Raw genomic sequence first — 17114 nt, forward strand, 5'->3', positions numbered from 1 at the left:
CGGGTTCACACCGGGCTCCGGCTGGCGGTCCTGACCGCCAGGGTCCAGCGGGCGTGGTCGGCCTGCTCGGGGCGGTCCAGCACGACGGCCTCCAGCCGGCAGTCCGGTAGGGCCGTGTGCCAGGGCCGGTCCGGGTCGGCGGGCGGGTGGAGGAAGACCACCGTGCCGCCGCGGGCGGCCCATGCCTCGGCCACCAGGGGGTCGCCGGTGGCGACGGTCCGGTCGCCGGGGCCGTCGGGCAGTTCCTCGACGCTGGCGCAGCGCGGCAGCGCCGAGCTGCGGGCGTCCGCCTCCGTCTCGCCCGCGAGGAGGAGTTCGGTCCCGCTCTCCACGGCGGCGAGCAGGTCGGCGTACTCCTCCCGGCCGTAGACCTCCGGAGTGGCGGCGGCCCGGCCGCGCCAGACCCGGCCGGTGGTACCGCAGACCGTCACCTCCGGCAGCGGCACGCTCTCGCCGGCGGCGCGCCGCCGCAGCAGTTCGGCGAAGTCCGGGTCGACGATCCGCGCCCCGACCACGGTGGGCACGTTGAGCTCCCGGGCGACGACCGCGGCGTGCGAGGTGCCGCCGCCCTCCAGGGTGAGCAGCGCGGCGGCCTGCGCCATCCCGGCGAAGTCGGCCGGTTCGGTGGTGGGGCGCAGCAGCACCGCCTCGCCCGGAGCGTGCCCGAAGACCTCGTCGACCTCGGTGGCGACGGGCCCGTGCGCGACCCCGGCGCAGGCCGGCAGGCCGACGGCGAGCAGGCCGTCCGGTTCGCCGGCCACAGCTGGCGGCAGCGGGGTGAACAGGGCGTCCACCTCCAGCCGGGCGAGCGCCTGGGGCGCGGTGAGCCGGCCCTGCGCCCGGAGTTCGAGCACCACGCGGTTGAGCACGTGCGGCGCGGCGGTCGCCGGGCGCACCTGCACCAGCCACAGCCTGCCGCGTTCGACGACGAACTCGACCTCGACCATGGCCCCGAGCCGGTGGTGCAGTCCGGCGACGAGCCGGGACAGCTCCTGGTGCACCCGCTCGTCCTGCTCGCGGAGGGCGCCGACCGGCCGAGGGGTGCGCACCCCGGAGACCAGGTCCTCGCCGGTCGATCCGGCGAGGTACTCGCCGAACAGGCCCGGGCTGCCGTCGACCGGGTTGTGGCTGAACACCACGCCGCTGCCGGAGACCTCTCCGGCCATGCCGTACACGAGCGACTGCACCACGACGGCCGGTCCCGGCTCGTCCGGTACACCGTGGGCCCGCCGGTACTGCCGGGCCCGCTCCGACCACCAGGAGTCGCGGACCGCCTCGACGGCGAGCCGCACCTGGGCGGCGGGTTCCTCCGGGTACGGGGTGCCGGTCAGTTCGGTGTACAGCCCGTGCAGTGCCCGGTAACCGTCGGAGAGGCTGTCCGCCCCCGCCGCGGCAGCCTCCACTCGGGCCGGTTCCGCCCCGGCGACGTGCAGGCACAGGTGGCGTGCCTGGAGGCGGAGCAGTTCCCAGGCGGCCTGCTCGTCGCCGAGGCGCCGGGTCAGCGGCCCGATGTCCTCGGGGGTCAGCCCGATGCCCAGCAGGGTGTCCATCATCCCCGGCATGCTCCGGGGCGGACTCGACCGGACGGCCAGCCCGGTCACCCCTTCCGGCCCGCTGTCCAGGTCCGCCGCCGCGAGCCGGTCGAGTAATGCCCGGATGCTCTCCGGCCCGGGCACGCCTTCCCGCAGTTCGGTGGCGCGGAGCACCTCGAAGGGTGGGACGGGCAGCCCCGCCCGCCGCATCAGCTCCAGGTGGTGTCCCTTCCCGCCCACCTCGGCCCGGGAGTCCGGCCGGCCGCTCTCGGGGCTGTGAGCCGGGACGACCCGGGCGTTTCCGCCGGTGTCCTGCTCGAAGCGGTGGGGGAAGTCCTCGCCGCGGTGCAGGAGCACCCCCTCCAGCCGGCCCTCGGAGAGCGCGCGCCAGAGCTTGGCCCGCTGCGGCTTGCCACTGGTCGTGCGGGGCACGGCCAGCGCGCCGACCTGGAGGACGGCGGTGCGGTCGACGCTCAGCCCGAACGTCTCCAGCACGTCGCCGATCCGCTCCGGTTCGACCCGGGCCGCTCCGCGCTGGAGGCAGACGAGGACGGCGGGTCGGCCGGCGGTGGAGTCCAGCACCACCACGAGTTTGTCGTGCTGGAGCCCCAGCGCCCGTACCAGCGCCAGGTCGACGTCCTCGGCGGTGACGTACCGTCCGTTGACCTTGACCGAGTCGCCGACCCTGCCGAGCACGTAGATCTCGTCCTCGTGCCGGAAGCCGACGTCGCCGGTCCGGTAGCCGCCGGTGGTGAACCGCTCGTCCTCCGGCGGGGCGCCGAAGTATCCGGCGGACAGCGAGGGCGAGCGGATCAGCAGCTCCCCCACGTGTCCGTCGGGTACGGCGTGGCCGTCCTCCCCGACCACCATGAGGTCCACTCCGAGGAGTTCGCTGCCGCAGGAGACCACGCTGTGCCGGCGGTCGTCCGCCGAGAGGGTGTCGCCGAGCCGGAGCCGCCCGACCACGTCCACCGGCTCGCCCTGGCTGAACTCCGGCGAGCCGAGGAGCAGCGCCTCGGGCTCGTGGCCGGGTCCGGCGGCGGCCACCGCCAGCGTCGCCTCGGCCATGCCGTAGGAGGGGGCGAGGGTGTCCCGGGCGAATCCGTGCGGGGCCAGCAGCCGGTGCACCGAGTCGAGCACGGGCATGCTCACCCGGTCGGCGCCGACGATCAGCGAGGTCCAGCTGCTGAAGTCCATGCCCTGGAGGTCCTCGGAGCGCACCCGGCGTACCAGCTTCTCCAGCGCGAAGTTGGGTATCGCCCCGTGGGTGCCGCCCTGCCTGCCGAAGACCTCCAGCCAGGCGAGGGGCTTGCGCACGAAGTGCTCCGGGCGCATCAGCCACACGTCGGAGCCGGTGAGCACCGGCGTCACCAGCAGGCCGATCAGCCCCATGTCGTGGTGGAGCGGGAGCCAGGAGCCGAAGGAGCAGCCCGGCCCGATCCGGTACTTGCGCTCCAGCAGGGAGACCTGCGCCAGCACCGCCTGGCTGGTGAGCGTGACGCCCCGGGGTGCGCTGGAGGACCCGGAGGTGAACTGGATGAGCCCCAGGTCGTCCTTCTCCAGCACGACGCGTTCCCGCTCGCCGCCCTCGGGGAGCGGCTGGCCCGCGTCGATCACCCGCGGTTCGGTGCCGTCGGGGCTCCGGCGGATCCGCTCGGGCAGTCCGGCGACGGTCTCCAGGGTCGCGCCCTCGGTGACCACGCAGCCGGGGCGCAGGGTGTCGAGCAGCCCGGCGACGAAGTCGGCGTGGTCCATGGGGCCCTGGTAGCCGGCCGGGGCGATCGGGGTCGGGGTGGCGCCGACCGCCATGGCGCCGAAGAAGTAGCGCACGAACTCCGGCCCGGTGCCCAGCACGAGCGCCACCCGGTCGCCCTGCCGCACCCCCTGCCGGCGCAGCGCCGCGGCGGCCCCCCGCACCTGTTCGGCCATCTCCGGGTAGCCGGTGCGGTGCCAGCTCTTCCCGTCGTAGAAGTGGAGTCCGGTGTCCTCGGGAGGGCTCTCCAGCCAGCTGGTCAGATCGCGCATCAGGTGCTCTCCGGGGTCGGGGCGTCGCCGCCCGCGGCGGCCCGCGCGGTGGCCTTGACCAGCTCGACGAGGTCGCCGACGGTGCGGGCGCTGTAGGTCTCCGGGTTGTCGATCAGCTCGATGTCGAACTCGTCCTCGACTCGGGTCAGCACCTCGAGCAGCGCCAGGGAGTCCAGGCGGATGTCCTGGGTGATGGAGTCGGTCAGCCGCAGGTCCCGCCGGGGGCGGTCGGCGGCGATGGCGTCCTCCAGCTTGGCGAGCACCTCCTCGGTGGTGTACTCGACCGGCCGGTCGGCGGTCGCGGACGCGGTGGTGGGGTTCTCAGTCAAGGGTCCTCACTTCTCCGTTGTCACCGTTCAGATAGACCCGCTGGCCCGGTTTTATGACGGAGGCCAGCGGGTGCGAGACCACCGCCGGCACGCCCATCTCCCGGCACAGGATCGCCACGTGCGAGTACTGGCTGCCGCGGGCGGTCACCACACCGCTGACGAAGGGCAGCAGCGGCATGATGTTGGCGTCGGCGCTCTCGCAGACGAGCACGGCCGCCTCGTGGGTCGGCATGTCCTCGATGCCGATGGCCACCCCCTCGCTCACCCCCGGCGAGACCCCGGTGGGCCGGCGGCGCGGGGCCGTGTCGGGCGCCGCGTCGGGGCGCAGGTCCAGGTAGTCGGGCATCTCCAGGCCCAGCGCCTCGGCGCTGGACTCGCGGCGCAGCTCCACCTCCTCGGGGGTGGGTACGCGCGGACCGCTCAGCTCGTCCATCGACATGTAGGGCCAGTCGTCGTGGGCGACCCCGCGGGCGGCGGCCAGTTCGGCGGCGAGCGTCCGGTGGACGTGCAGCAGCCGCATCGCCAGCGACTTGCTCTGCTCGCGGACCGACATCATGTCGCCGAGGAAGAGCACCGAGGCGTCCACCGCCCGGCCGCGCAGCGCGCTGCGCATACCGACCAGGGCCTCGCGGGGGCTGACCTCCTGGGTGCCGCCGCCGCCCTCCATGGGCTGGGCGACGGCCCGGACGGCGTAGTCGGACCAAGGGGCGTGCTCGTCGGCCACCTCGTAGAAGACCTTCTCCAGGAACTCCGCCGGCCCCTCGCGCATGCCGGTGAGGCCGTAGAGCCGGTTCCACGGCAACTCGGCCGGCTCCCGCAGCCAGCCGGCCACCGAGGAGGCGTTGGGGGTGAGCCGGTCGGTCACCTTGCGCCGGATGACCTCGGCGGCGACGGCGCCGGAGGTGCAGGTGATGTGCACCTCCCAGGCGACCTCCAGGAGCCGCTTGCCGCGGCTGACGAAGTCGCCGAGCCGCCACTGCATGCCGGAGCGGCGGGCCTCCCGCACGTCCTGCTCGAAGGCGAACACGGCCTGTTCGAGTTTGGCGTTGCGGGTGCGCAGCCGCAGCAGCTCGCGCATCATCCGCGGGCCGACCATCACCTTGCGCCAGCCCATGACCCGCTCCACCGCGGCGGCAGGCGGTGGCTCGACGCCCTCGAAGTACGCCTCGGTGACGTCCTCCGGCTCGGTCAGCACCACCTCCTCGGCGACATGGCAGTAGGCGGTGAGGTTGTGGTACGGGCGCAGCCCCAGGTAGCCGGTGAAGATGTAGGTGGATCCGGTGGTCCAGCGGGGGTGCCCGAGCACCCGGCCGAAGAACCGCCGGGTGCCCAACTCCATGGGGCGGCCCACCAGCGACCAGGACATGGGGGAGAGCCGTTCGGGGGCGACCTCGCCGAAGTTGCCGGCCGAGTACACCCGCAACTCCGGGTGGACCAGGGTGTCGACCCGGCAGAACGGCGGTTGGTGACCGGCGCCGGGGGCGGGTGCGGCCGGGTTCGCCGAGATGGCGGTCGCGGGCTCGGTCATGGTGTGCTCTCCTCCGCATCGACGGGAAGCAGCGCGCGTTTCGCGGATCGCAGGACTTCCGCTGTCTCCCTTACGTAACCGGGGCGTTCGCCGGGCGCCGGCCCGGGCAGCGCGGCGAGCACCTCGGGGTCGAGGACGGGCAGCCGGGCGGTGTACTCCAGGGTGCTGGCCGACAGCCCGAGCCGGCCGCCCGCGAGCCGCTGGAGCCGGCGCAGACCGGTGCCGCCTTCGAGGAGCCGGGGCACCGTCCCCCACGGCAGGCACAGTTCGTGCAGGAGCCGGGCGAGGGTGGGCCTGGCGGGGTCGAAGTAGGTGCAGACCTCGGGGGCTTCGTCGGCGTGCGCGAGGTCGGCCACGACCTGCCCGGCCGCCGCCACGTCACCCGCGTAGACCGGGAACCGCCCGCCCCGCTCCAGGAAGAGCGGGAAGCCCTGGAGGAGGTTGGGCAGCGCCTGGAGCGGCCCGCCGGTCAGCGGGACGAGTTCGGCGGGGGCCGGTCCGAGCAGCGGGCCGAAGCGGACGATGCTGACCGGCACCCGCCGCTCCTGCCGGGCCAGCGCCTCCGAACGGTACTTGGCGTACTCGTACCAGTTGCGGAAGGTCTGGCCCACCGACAGCTCTCGGTTGCCCACCACGCCCTCGGCGCGGCCGAGCGCCAGCAGCGAGGAGATGTGCACCACCCGGCGGACCGAGGGCAGTTCGGCGGCGGTGTTGAGCACGTTGCGGGTGCCGGAGAGGTGCAGGCCCACCAGGGCCGAGGGGTCCGCGTCCCAGTCGACGGACCCGAAGCAGGACACCACGGTGTCCACCTCGGCCAGCTCCCGCAGCGCGTCCTCGTCCAGTCCGAGCCGGCCGGACAGCACGTCGCCCTTGAGCGCCTTGCCGTGCCAGGCCCGGCCGCGCCTGCTCAGCTCCCAGACCTCGTCCCCCGACTCCGTCAGGCTCCGGGTCACCCAGTACCCGAGGTAGCCGGACGCTCCCACGACGAGAACCTTCACTGGAACCTCCCGAGCGGCAGTTCCTCGCCCGCGGTGACCGGGGCGGGTTCGGCGAGGCCGAAGGTGACGCGCAGCACCGTCTCCAACGGCACGGACGGCAACCAGCCTCCGGTCAGGGCCGCGAAGCGGGACCTCTCGAAGACCCGGTTGACGGTGACGTAGCGCAGGCCGTGCAGCCGGTTGCCGGCCTTCCGGCTCCAGCGCACGTACCGGCTGCCGGCTCTGGTGAGGGTCTCCAGCATTCCGCGGGAGGCGGGCACCAGCCGGGGGATGCGGTAGCGGGCCGAGCCGTCCATCGCGTCCAGCTGGGCGAGGAGCGCTGCGAGGGTCGGCGCCCGCTCACCGGCCGCGACCTGGGCGATGACCCCGCCCCGCCAGTCCGCGCAGGCGTTGCGGTCGCCGTACCGGAGGAGCCGCAGCAGCGACTCGCCGATCAGGTCCCGCGGCAGGGTGTCCACCCGGGCGCCGCGCTGCGCGGGCAGCACCGGCAGGGCGTGTTCCGCCTCCCGCGGGGAGACCAGCTGGTACAGCGAACTTCGCCGGGTGGTCCGGGCGGTGACGGAGTTGCCGATGACTCCGCCGACCCGGGCCACCAGGACGGGGTGCGCGGTCTGCCGGGCGCGGGTCACCAGGGCCCGTTCGGCGGTCCACTTGCTCAGCTCGTACGGTGTGCGGTCGGTGTGCGGCGGCAGCAGGTCCTCCGGGACGGCCCCGTCGGCCAGCCCGGCCACGAAGACCGAGCTGGCGTAGAGGTACGGCACGGTGCGTCCGGTGCGCTCCCCCAGTTCCAGGCAGAGGTCGAGGCCGTGGGCGGCGCCGAGCACGTTGGTCCGGTCGAGCGCGGCGTGGCTGGCCGTCCAGTCGGTGGTGCCGGCGAGGTCGAGCACGCAGTCGATCTCGCCCAGCTCGTCCAGTTGGGCCTCGGTCATCCCCCAGCGGGGGCGGGTGACGTCCCCGACGACCTGCTGGACGACCTGCTCCCCCAGCAACTGGCCGGTCCGGCGCCGGCGGCGGACCAGCGCGGTCACCCGGGGCGCCTGCCCGCCGTGTGCCGCGGCTGCCTCCAGCAGTCCCTGCCCGACCTGGCCGGTGGCGCCGGCGACCAGCAGGCGCAGCGGGCGGTCCTCCGGGCCCTTCACGAGGAGATCCGAACGCCGCGGTCGTAGGCCCTGGCGGCGCCGGAGAGCTCCCCGGCCACCAGCGCGAGCATCATCTCGTCCGTACCGCCCCCGATCCGGGCCAGCCGTACGTCCTGCCAGATCTGGCCCAAGGGGGTCTCCTGGGGGAGGTAGCCGGCTCCGCCGAACATCTGCATGCACTCGCTGACCAGGTACTCGGCCTTCCGGGCGGCGTGCACCTTGACGGCCGCCACCCGCGCCACCAGGGAGCGTTCGAGCGGGTTGTCGACCAGCTGGCGGGCGGTGTGGTAGACCGCGCCGCGGAGCACCTCCAGCTCCACCAGGACGTCCGCGAGCCGGTACTCCAGGTGCTGGTGCGAGCGGAGCGGGGCGCCGAACTGGCTGCGGCGCTCGGTGTGTTCGACGGCGAGCGACAGGGCGTGGCCGACCGCGCCGAGGATCTGGGCGCCGACGGCGAGCCGTTCGAAGGTCAGGCCGTAGCTGATGTTGGCGAGCCCCAGCCCGGAGCGGCCGAGGAGGGCTTCGTGCGGCACGAGCACGTCGTCGAAGGCGACCGCCACCGTGTCCAGCGCGTGGGTCCCCAGCTTCTCGTGTTCGCGGGTGACCTCGGCCTCGGCCAGCGGGACGACCACGGTCGCCAGTCGGCGGGTGGGCTTCCCGGCTCGGTCCGCGACCCGGCAGAGCACGACGACGAAGTCGCCGACCGCGCCGAGGGAGACGTACTTCTTCCGCCCGCTGATCCGCCATCCGGCGGCGTCGGGCACCGCCACGGTCCGCACCGCGGACAGGTCGCTGCCACCGGTGGGCTCGCTCGCGGCGACCGCGCCGATCGCCGCGCCGTCGAGGGCGCGCTCGCGCAGTTCGGCGAGGTAGTCGGTGGTGCCGAAGCGGTGGAGCATGGACAGCACGGACTCGGTGTGCAGGCTCACGCCGACGGCGATCCCGGTGGGCGCGTTCGCCGCGACCGTCTCGGCCAGTTCGGCGCCGAAGACCACATCGCCGGGGCAGTCGCCGCGCCAGCGTTCGCGCAGCACACCCAGCTTGCCCAGGCGCTCCAGCACCTGGCGCGGGAAGCGGCGCAGCTCGCCGATGTCGTCGAGGCCGTCGAGCGCCTGATGGACGGCGTCATGGAGCGAACCGAAGGGACGGGCTGGACCGGCGTCGTGACCGACGGCCATGTTTCCCCCTATACGAGCCTGTGGGACCGATAACGCGATACGGGTTTTCGTTTGTTGTCGTGCTGCCGGGTGGCGATCCGGGCCCGCCGCCGGCCGTCCGGGTTCCGGACGTCCGGGCGCGGCCGGTCAGCTGAGGAACAGGGTGATGCCGAGCAGTCCGAGGAAGCCGACGTCGTAGGCGATGAAGCCGCAGAGCCGGGCCTTGAGCCAGCTGTCGCGGCCGACGCCGAACCAGAGTTGGGCGAAGTGCAGGCCCACCGCCGGCAACACCGCCAGCGCCGACCACCACGGGGCGCCGTCCAGCGTCACCAGTGCCACGAGCAGCGCCAGGTCGACCACGAAGAAGGCGATCATCGCCGCCTTGAACACCCGTGGCCCGCTCACCACCGCCAGCGTCTTGCGCCCGACGGCGGCGTCCCCCTCCTTGTCGTTGACGTTGGAGCAGGAGATCACCATGACCAGCCAGAGGCCCATGAGCAGCGCTTCCAGCACCGCGGCGGCCGACCACCGACCGGCCACGGCGAGGTGGGGGAAGACCAGCCCGCCCGCGGTGACCAGGCCGAGCATCGTCTCCGAGCCACCGGTCCGGAAACTGAAGCGGAGCCCTCCGGAGTACTGCACCGAGCAGAACCCCACCACCAGGAAGATGACCACCGCCGCGGCGGGCGCCTGCCAGCCGAGGGCCGCGAAGCCGCCCAGGCCGGCCAGGAGCGCCAGCGCCCCGGTGGCGGCGACGAAGATCCGCGCCTCCGCCACCTTGATGGCGCCGCTGAGCAGGGGCTTGCGCCGGATGTCCCGACCGAGGTCGCCCTCCCGGTAGTTCGCCGCGTCGCTGCCGTTGTGGTAGCCGACGATGTCGTCCACACCGGAGGTGCAGGCCACGATCGCCGCCGAGGCGAGCAGGAACAGCGCCAGCGCCACCGGCGCGCCCTCGTGCCGCCAGGCCTGCGCGCCGAGCAGCGCCACGGCCAGGGCCCAGGGGAAGAAGTGCTGGTAGACGGTGACCTTGGAGAGGCGCAGGAACGCTCGGGCGACCTGCCCGGCCGAGCGTTCCCCGGCCGCCGCCGGCGCCTGTGGCTCCGCTGTCCGAGTGCTCTCAGCGCTCATCGATACGCTCGGAGACCTTGATGCCGACATGCCGTCCCGGCTCGGTGACCAGGCCGAGCAGGGTGCTGCCGGGCTTGACCTCGGTGAGGTTCACGGCCTTTCCGTCGCCGCCCATGACCCGCACGTGCCAGTCGTCCTGGAGGATGACGTTGACCGTGGTGTCACCGTGTCGGGCCTCGATCAGCCGCAGCGGCCGGACCTCGGTCTTGATCCGCCCGATCCCTACCTCGCGGAAGGTTCCGTCGGCGGCGACGGCGTACGAGTTCTCCCCCGCGGCGAGGTCGGTGATGTAGGCGGTGTGGTCGGCGCCGAACACGTAGCTGTGCACGGCCCCGGCGTTCACCCGGAACGGACGGAGGTTCATGTACGGCAGGTAGTGCACCTCGGCGCAGACCAGGATGCCGCCCGAGGACGTCGATCCGATGATCATGCCCTCGTCCTCGCCGAACAGGGTGGTGGTGTCGATGCAGCCGCGGTAGCCCATCCCCACCGGCTCGGCCCGGACGACCTCCAGCTGCACCAGGTCCTTGTGCGCCTGCCGGCTCTGGGCGAGGACGGAGGCGACCAGGTCGACCGCGCGCAGGTTCTCCGCCGAGACCATGAGCCCTGCCGGGCCGCACTCCAGCACGCCGGCCACGGTGGCGGCCTCGGCGGTGTCGAGCAGTTGCTTCACCACGCCCGTCCGGGTGCTCTGGGCGGTCGCCAGCAGCAGCTCCAGGGGGATGTTGGTGTCGTCGCTGAACGCGGCGATCACGTGGTCCACCTTGCCGGACAGCGCCGCCGCCTCGTTCATGGTGTCGCCGTCGACGATCTCGCAGCGCACCCCGATCTGGCGGGCGCCCGCCACCTGCCGGGCGCGCTCGATATCGGCCGGGGACCTGGCGATGACCGCGTCGATCCGCTCGTCGGCGGCTATCTCCTCGGTCTTCTCCGCCTCGTCCGCCCCCACCAGGCAGGCGGTGCGCAGCCGCTCCACCGGCTGCCACTCCGCGTACTGGTCGTGGCGCATCACCAGTACGGTCGCGGCGGACGAGCGGAGGTAGGCCAGCGCGTCGGGCGTCTCGGCGGGCGTCAGCGTGCTGACGTCGACCCAGAGTTCGGTGCCGGTCATTCGTCTCACATCCTCTGTTGCGGTGTTCGGCCCCGCCCGCCGCACGCCCCGGTGCGGACGTGGTGGCGGCGCGGAACCGCAGGGGTCTCGGAGGCGGTCGTCCGGCCTCCGCTGGATCGGTTCGGGACGTCCGGCGCGGTCGTCGCCGGGCACGGTCGCCCTCGTGGCGGGCGGCCGTGCCGGGCTGCCGATCCCGGTGGGGGTGGTGGGCGGCTCGGCCGCCGGCTCAGGCCGCCCGAGCGGGCGCCTCGCCGTGCACCAGTGCGCTCAACCGGGCCACGGTGTCGGCCGGGTCGGGGCTGCCGAAGACCCGGCGGCCCACACAGAGCCCGGCGATCCCGCGGCCGATGGCGTCCTTGGCGGAGGCGACGTAGTCGTCCCAACCCGCCTCGACCTCCCCGCCGGCGAGCACCACCGGCACCTCCACGGAGGCCACCAGTTCGGCGAGGTTCTCCCGGCCGGGGTGGGCGGACTTGACGATGTCCGCGCCCAGCTCCGCGGCGACCCGGCTGGCGTGGATGATCTGCTGGCCCCGCTGGTCGTCGTCGCCTTCGCTGCGCACGTAGGTCATCACCATCAGCGGCAGCCCCAGCTGGTCGCAGGAGGCCGCCACCCTGCCGAGGTCGGTCAGGGCGGCCCGGTCCTCCTGGTGCCCGCCGCCGAAGGTGACGTGCACCGAGACCGCGTCCGCGCCCAGCGCCGCGGCCGTCTCCGGCTCGCACACCCGGGTCTTCAGTTCACTGCCCGGGCTGAGCTGGGTGTTGCCCGAGAGGTGGACGATCATGGCGGTGCCGCGCTGGACCGGCATGGAGTTGGCGGCCGACCCCCGGTGCACGACGACACCGTCCGCGCCGCCGGCCACCACGTCGGACAGGACGGACCGCATCCGCGACAGCCCACCCACACCGCCGGTGGTCACCGCGTGGTCGACGGCGACGAGAAGAGTCCTTCTGTCCGTTCCGAGCAGGCGCCTCAGGCGCCGTTCCTTCCCACTGATCAAAGCCCTGTTCCTCTCCGGTGAAAGTGATCGGGTAGCCGTGCCCGGGGCCGGGGTGCGATCCCTCGGCCCCGAGGCACTTGAGAAGGCGGGTGGCTGTCTCGCGCCGAGATCACTCGTGGGCGAGCAGCACCCGCAGCGGCGGGTTGGCTCGGCGCGGGTTGCCCACGCCCAGGGCCAACAACATGCAGATGACGACCAACGGCAGGCTGACCACGCTGAGCACCACCGGCACCGAGGTGGCGGGGAGCAGACCGCTCGTGCCGGCCTGCGCGTCCAGCATCCCGGGGATGGCCAGGCAGCCGACCGGCAGCGCGATGACCCAGGCGCTCACCGCGATCACCACCGACTCCCACACCAGCTGCCGGCTGACGGCCTTGCGGGAGGCGCCGGCGAGGCGGGTGAGGGCGAGTGCCCGCTGCCGCTCGACCAGCCCGGAGGCGAGGGTGGCGCCGCCGACCAGCACCGCGAGCACGAACATCACCCAGGCGAAGGCCTCGAAGGAGCTGACCAGCCGGGCGGTGATGCCGGCGAAGGCGTCCCGCATCTCCTGCCGGTCGATCACCACGGCGCCGGGGTAGCGGTCGGCGACGGTCTTCTCCAGGTCCGCCCGCACCTTCTCCACGTCGGCGCCGTCGGCGACCCCCACGTAGTACTCGTAGACGCCCTGCGAGGCGGTGAGCTCCTGGTGCAGCGCCTCGCCGGAGACGAGCATCCCGCCGTCGGAGGCGGAGTCCTCCAGCACCGACTTCACCCGCACCTCGCGGTGCCCGCTGGGCAGCGGCAGCTCCATGGTGTCGCCGACCTCAAGACCCTTGGTGCGGGCGAAGTTGGAGGAGATCACCAGCTCGTCCGGGCCCAACTCGGGGATGAAGTCCTGCTTCCCCTCGGCCACCTCGAGCGCCGTGAGCTTCTCGTGGTCGGCCTCGCCCCAGTTCCAGACCTGGGTCTTCTTGCCGTCGATGGTGACGCTGTCGTAGGTGAAGGAGGTGACCGCGTCGACCCCCGGCACGGCGCGCAGCTCCTCCTCCAGGGAGCGGGAGAACTTCTCGTTCTGGAGGTTCCGCCCCACCTCGGCCGCCTGGACGTACAGCTCGCCGCGGGTCCAGCGCTCCACGGACCCGGCGACCTCGTCCTTGATGCTGCTGGCGACGCCCGCCATGGCGATCGAGCTGACGATGGCGATGCTGAAGGTGATGCTCAGCGCGGCGTTGCGGCGCCAGCCGAGCTGGAGTTGACGGCTCACCGCGAGCCGCAGCGGGCCCGGCTCCCCCCGGCGCAGCACCATGCCCACGCCGGCCGGCAGCACCACCGCTAGCAGCGCCGCCGCGAGGAAGAGGAAGAGCAGGCTCACCGACTTCACCATCGGCCCGGCCAGCAGCACCAGGGCCACCCCGATGACGAGCGAGGCGAGACCGGCGACGAACGGCAGCCGGAAGCCGCTGGGGGTCATCTGGGCCTGGCGGTCCCCGCTGACCGCCTCGATGGCGGTGATCTTGGAGAAGCGCCGCACCCCGGCGTACCAGGCGGCGCCGAACATCAGCAGCGCGCCGACGAAGGAGCCCACCACCGGCACCTCCCAGGGCAGCCCCGGGGTGACGGCCTGCTGGGTGAGGTCGGTGATCTGCCGGGTGAACGAGCCGAGCATGGATCCGATCCACACCCCGAGCCCGGCGCCGATCACGTAGGTGCCGAGCAGTACGGGCACCATCACCATCGCCGAACCGACCATCAGGTGCCTGCTGCGCACCCCGAGCAGCCGGGTGCGCGCCAGCGTCGCCCGGGCGTCGTCGAGCGCCAGCCGCCAGCTGAGGAAGAGCACCACGGCGGCGGTCACCACCGCGATGGCGGCGAACATCGCGAGGATGGTGAGCGAGGTCTGGAAGGTCTTGCTGTAGCCGGAGAGCAGTTCGTCCGGGCGCTTGACGTCGGCGGCGCCGTCGACCGCCCGCTCGGCGGACGCGGCGACCGCGCTCCAGTCCCGGCCGGCGGAGTCCACCAGGAGCACGTCGGTCGCGGTGCCCCGCTCGAAGGCGGTGGCCACCGAGGGCAGCGGCGCGATCACCACGGCGCCCCGGTTGGCGACGTCCCCGGAGAGCAGCCCGCCGACCTTCCACTTCTGCACCCCGGTGGGCGAGGTGACGTTCAGCGCGTCGCCCTTGGCGAGCCCGTGGTCCTTCGCCCAACCGGCGGAGAGGAAGACCTCGTCGGCGCCGAGCCGGGTGTCCGCGATCTCCTTCGACAGGCCCTTGTCGGTGAGGTCGCCGAGGTTCTGGTCCACCCCGAAGACGATCACCGGATCGGCCGCGGCGTCGGCCCCGGTGCCGGCGCGGGTGCTGATGACCAGGGCCCGGGAGGTGGCGCCGGGCGCCGTCTCCTCGGCGCGCCGCACCACGTCGGCGTCCATGCCGCCGGGGGCTCGCGCCTCCACCGCCACGACGTCGTCCCGGACCCCGCTGATGGAGGCCCCCGCCACGGCGTCGAGCACCGACATCGACACCAGCAGCATGGCGGTGGTGAGCAGCACGCCCCCGATGCCGGCGACGATCGCCGAGAGCATCCGGGCGGGCCGCTGCCGCCAACTGCGGCCGAGCGAACGGGCTACCAGGCGGTCGGCGTCGAGTGCCATCAGCCCTTCCTTTCCATGCTGGCCACCGAGCCGCCGGCGATGGTGAGGACGGTGTCCGCGCCGGCCGCGAGGTCCAGGTCGTGGGTGATGATCACGCCGGCCGCGCCGGTGGTGCTGACGAGCTTGTGGAAGATCTCCTGCACCTGCTTGCCGTTCTCCTCGTCGAGCGCACCGGTCGGCTCGTCGGCGAAGACGATGGCGGGCTTGACCACACACGCCCGCGCGACGGCCGCGCGCTGCGCCTCACCGCCGGAGACCTGGCCGGGCCACTGGCCGGCCCGGTGGTCGAGCCCCACCTCGGCGAGCATCTCCCGGGCCTGCTCCAGCGCCACCGAGAGTTTCAGGCCCCCCATGACCAGCGGGGCCGCGACGTTCTCCTCGATGGTGAGCGAGGGGATCAGGTTGTCCTTCTGGAGCACGAACCCGATCTCCTGGGCCCGCATCCGGGCCATCTCCGCGTCGTCGAGCGTGGCGAGGTCGCGGTCCAGCAGCGTGACGGTGCCGGCCGTCGGGCGGTCCAGGCCCGAGAGCAGGTTGGCCAGCGTCGACTTTCCGCTACCGCTCTTGCCGACGATGGCGACGAGCTCGCCGGCGCTCACCTCCAGGCTGCAGTCCTTGACCGCGGCCACGACGGTGTCCCCGCTGGTGAATTCGCGCCGCAACCCTTGGGCCCGCAGAACCACTTTCTCTTGCGCCATCGGGCAACAGTCTCCATTCCGTCTTGAACGCATATCAGTTGACTGGACCATCGGATCAGTTCCGTCCGGGCGAGGGAACAGCGCCAACGACCCGGCGGGGCACAAGGGTTGTCAGGCCGTCAGGCGGCTGAGCAGCACCTCGCGCCGTACCTTTCCGGTCGCCGTCCGCGGAATGTCGTCCCAACCCATGAACCTCGGCGGCGCGAGCGGGGGGAGGTCGTGGACCGCGCTCGCCCACCGGTCCTGCGGCAGCGGCCGGGCGTCACCGGTCACCACCACGGGCAGCAGCGCCCCCTCCTGCTCCAGGATCACCGCTTCCACCAGCTCCGGAACCCGGCTCAGCAGCACGTCCTCCAGGGCGATCCCGCTGGGCACGGCGTCCATCCGCTCGACCTGGCGGTCGAGCAGCCGCAGCCCGCCGGCCCGGCCGAGCACCCCCCAGTCGCCGGAGTCCCACCAACCGTCCGGCGAGAGGTTCTGGCCGAATTTCTCCGGGAAGTTGAGGTATCCGGCGAAGCGGCCCCGGGAGCGGACCTGGATCCGTCCGGCGGTCCCGCGCGGCAGCACCTTCCCGGTGTCGTCGACCACCCGCAGCCGGCTGTATCCGGGGATCGCGACACCCAGCCGGTGGCCGGCGAGGTCGGCGCCGATCCGACGCCGTTCGGCCGCCTTCTTCCGCATGCTGACCCGGAAGGCGATGGGGCCCAGTTCGGACTGCGCGTAGACCTCGGTGAACGTCGGCAGGAAGCGGCGGGAGCCGGCCAGCAGGGCCGCGGTGACCCGCGGGTGCATGGCGTCGAAGGTGCCCAGGAACATCCGCACCGAGGAGAACGCGCCGGAGTCGGCCAGTCCCTCCCAGGTCACGAAGGAGTTCGGGTGCGTCTCCAGGTAGGCGGGCCGCCAGCGCTCCAACTGCTCGCCCACGACGGCCGGTTCCTCGGAGGCGAGCATCAGCACCGAGTGCCGCAGCCGCAGCGCGCCCAGCAGCCCGGAGAGGGTGCGTACGTGCACGGGCGAGATGGCGGCGGCGAGGTATCCCCGCAGCCGCATCGGCCGCATCATCCGCACCTGGACGGCGGCCTGCTGGAAGAAACTGCTCCGGGTGTGCACGGCGAGCTTGGGCACGCCCGTCGTCCCCGAGGTGTGGGTGACCAGGTACGGGCTGTCCGCGGGGAGTTCGACGCCGTGCTCGGGCAGGTGGCCGTCCTCCCGGGGCGCACCGCGGGCGGCCAGCTCCTCCCAGCCCAGCCGCAGTCCACCGCCGCTCTCCAGCGGTTCTCCGGCGAACTGCTTGGACGCCAGCGCGTGCAGCGGCCCGGGTACCGGGGCCAGCGCGGCGCTCGCCGTGACGCTGTCCATCCGGGGGCTGAGGAGTACCGGCACGACCCCGGCCGCGGTCAGTCCCGCCACGGCCACCAGGATGTCCAGCGGCTCCTCCAGCCGCACCACGCACCGTTCGCCCTCGGCCAGCCCTTCGGCGGTCACGGCGAGTGCGAGGCTCCGGGCGGCGCCGGCCACGTCGGCCAGCCGCACGGCTCCGTCCCGGACTTCCACCGCGGCCGAGCCATGGTCCACCCCCCACGGGCGCCTGTCCTCTGCCCCGGCCGCGTTGAGCTGCCCGAAGAGCAGATCGGCGGAAGTCGGAAGCCTCATGTCCCCCTGGAACCCCCTCGTGTCCGTCCGTCGTGCGCGCCGTGGAGAGCGGTAAGCCCGGTCAGGCGCCCCCGTTCCTGGATCGACGGCAGCACCACCGGCTCACCCGGCAACCGGACATCAGGTCCGCTGACCATGCTGGTCCGACACGGTCGCGAACGACGTGACGGACATGCTGCGCAGCACACCA

At 73.2% G+C, this 17114-nt stretch carries 12 protein-coding genes; all 12 read right to left on the reverse strand.

Annotation, left to right across the window (positions count from 1 at the left end):
* Positions 1 to 5: 5 nt before the first annotated feature.
* The 12 genes from BGP73_RS06925 to BGP73_RS06980 all read right to left on the reverse strand — a co-directional run bounded on the left by BGP73_RS06925 (position 6) and on the right by BGP73_RS06980 (position 16924).
* On the reverse strand, positions 6 to 3557 hold the full coding sequence (locus BGP73_RS06925; RefSeq protein ID WP_069812623.1) for an AMP-binding protein: 3552 nt from the start codon (positions 3555 to 3557) through the stop codon (positions 6 to 8).
* Positions 3557 to 3886, reverse strand: coding sequence for an acyl carrier protein (locus BGP73_RS06930; protein ID WP_069812625.1), 330 nt, complete (start codon positions 3884 to 3886; stop codon positions 3557 to 3559). The genes BGP73_RS06925 and BGP73_RS06930 overlap by 1 nt, the downstream gene beginning before the upstream one ends.
* Positions 3879 to 5414 (reverse strand): PEP-utilizing enzyme, encoded by a 1536-nt coding sequence (locus BGP73_RS06935; RefSeq protein WP_069812628.1) that lies wholly within the window; start codon positions 5412 to 5414, stop codon positions 3879 to 3881. The genes BGP73_RS06930 and BGP73_RS06935 overlap by 8 nt, the downstream gene beginning before the upstream one ends.
* Positions 5411 to 6412, reverse strand: coding sequence for an SDR family oxidoreductase (locus tag BGP73_RS06940; RefSeq protein WP_069812630.1), 1002 nt, complete (start codon positions 6410 to 6412; stop codon positions 5411 to 5413). Before BGP73_RS06940 ends, BGP73_RS06935 begins: the two co-directional genes overlap by 4 nt.
* Entirely contained in the window at positions 6409 to 7551 is a 1143-nt protein-coding gene (locus tag BGP73_RS06945) for an SDR family oxidoreductase (RefSeq protein ID WP_069812631.1), read from the reverse strand. Before BGP73_RS06945 ends, BGP73_RS06940 begins: the two co-directional genes overlap by 4 nt.
* A complete protein-coding gene (locus BGP73_RS06950; protein WP_069812633.1) occupies positions 7548 to 8729 on the reverse strand; it encodes an acyl-CoA dehydrogenase family protein in 1182 nt (393 codons plus the stop codon). Before BGP73_RS06950 ends, BGP73_RS06945 begins: the two co-directional genes overlap by 4 nt.
* Positions 8730 to 8855: 126 nt before the next feature.
* The gene (locus BGP73_RS06955) at positions 8856 to 9836 is read right to left on the reverse strand and encodes a UbiA family prenyltransferase (RefSeq protein WP_069812635.1); all 981 of its coding nucleotides are present in this window, start codon (positions 9834 to 9836) and stop codon (positions 8856 to 8858) included.
* Positions 9826 to 10947 carry a 3-dehydroquinate synthase II gene (locus BGP73_RS06960; protein WP_069812637.1) on the reverse strand — a complete coding sequence of 374 codons (1122 nt, stop codon included), beginning with the start codon at positions 10945 to 10947 and terminating at the stop codon, positions 9826 to 9828. The genes BGP73_RS06955 and BGP73_RS06960 overlap by 11 nt, the downstream gene beginning before the upstream one ends.
* A 226-nt stretch (positions 10948 to 11173) precedes the next feature.
* A complete protein-coding gene (locus BGP73_RS06965) occupies positions 11174 to 11947 on the reverse strand; it encodes a class I fructose-bisphosphate aldolase (RefSeq protein WP_079127267.1) in 774 nt (257 codons plus the stop codon).
* 109 nt (positions 11948 to 12056) lie between these two features.
* Positions 12057 to 14573 carry an ABC transporter permease gene (locus BGP73_RS06970; RefSeq protein WP_069812638.1) on the reverse strand — a complete coding sequence of 839 codons (2517 nt, stop codon included), beginning with the start codon at positions 14571 to 14573 and terminating at the stop codon, positions 12057 to 12059.
* On the reverse strand, positions 14573 to 15271 hold the full coding sequence (locus BGP73_RS06975; protein WP_069812640.1) for an ABC transporter ATP-binding protein: 699 nt from the start codon (positions 15269 to 15271) through the stop codon (positions 14573 to 14575). The genes BGP73_RS06970 and BGP73_RS06975 overlap by 1 nt, the downstream gene beginning before the upstream one ends.
* Positions 15272 to 15382: 111 nt before the next feature.
* Positions 15383 to 16924: an AMP-binding protein gene (locus tag BGP73_RS06980; RefSeq protein ID WP_069812642.1), complete on the reverse strand. Its 1542-nt coding sequence runs from the start codon at positions 16922 to 16924 to the stop codon at positions 15383 to 15385.
* Positions 16925 to 17114: the final 190 nt, after the last annotated feature.

It is taken from the genome of Streptomyces sp. TP-A0874, from assembly GCF_001748085.1.
Lineage (GTDB): Bacteria > Actinomycetota > Actinomycetes > Streptomycetales > Streptomycetaceae > Streptomyces.

Excerpts from the sequence above, each read along its gene's own strand:
- BGP73_RS06980 (WP_069812642.1), bottom strand. The coding sequence starts at position 16,924 with ATGAGGCTTCCGACTTCCGCCGATCTGCTCTTCGGGCAGCTCAACGCG.
- BGP73_RS06935 (WP_069812628.1), bottom strand. The coding sequence starts at position 5,414 with ATGACCGAGCCCGCGACCGCCATCTCGGCGAACCCGGCCGCACCCGCC.
- BGP73_RS06970 (WP_069812638.1), bottom strand. The coding sequence starts at position 14,573 with ATGGCACTCGACGCCGACCGCCTGGTAGCCCGTTCGCTCGGCCGCAGT.
- BGP73_RS06950 (WP_069812633.1), bottom strand. The coding sequence starts at position 8,729 with ATGGCCGTCGGTCACGACGCCGGTCCAGCCCGTCCCTTCGGTTCGCTC.
- BGP73_RS06955 (WP_069812635.1), bottom strand. The coding sequence starts at position 9,836 with ATGAGCGCTGAGAGCACTCGGACAGCGGAGCCACAGGCGCCGGCGGCG.
- BGP73_RS06925 (WP_069812623.1), bottom strand. The coding sequence starts at position 3,557 with ATGCGCGATCTGACCAGCTGGCTGGAGAGCCCTCCCGAGGACACCGGA.
- BGP73_RS06960 (WP_069812637.1), bottom strand. The coding sequence starts at position 10,947 with ATGACCGGCACCGAACTCTGGGTCGACGTCAGCACGCTGACGCCCGCC.
- BGP73_RS06975 (WP_069812640.1), bottom strand. The coding sequence starts at position 15,271 with ATGGCGCAAGAGAAAGTGGTTCTGCGGGCCCAAGGGTTGCGGCGCGAA.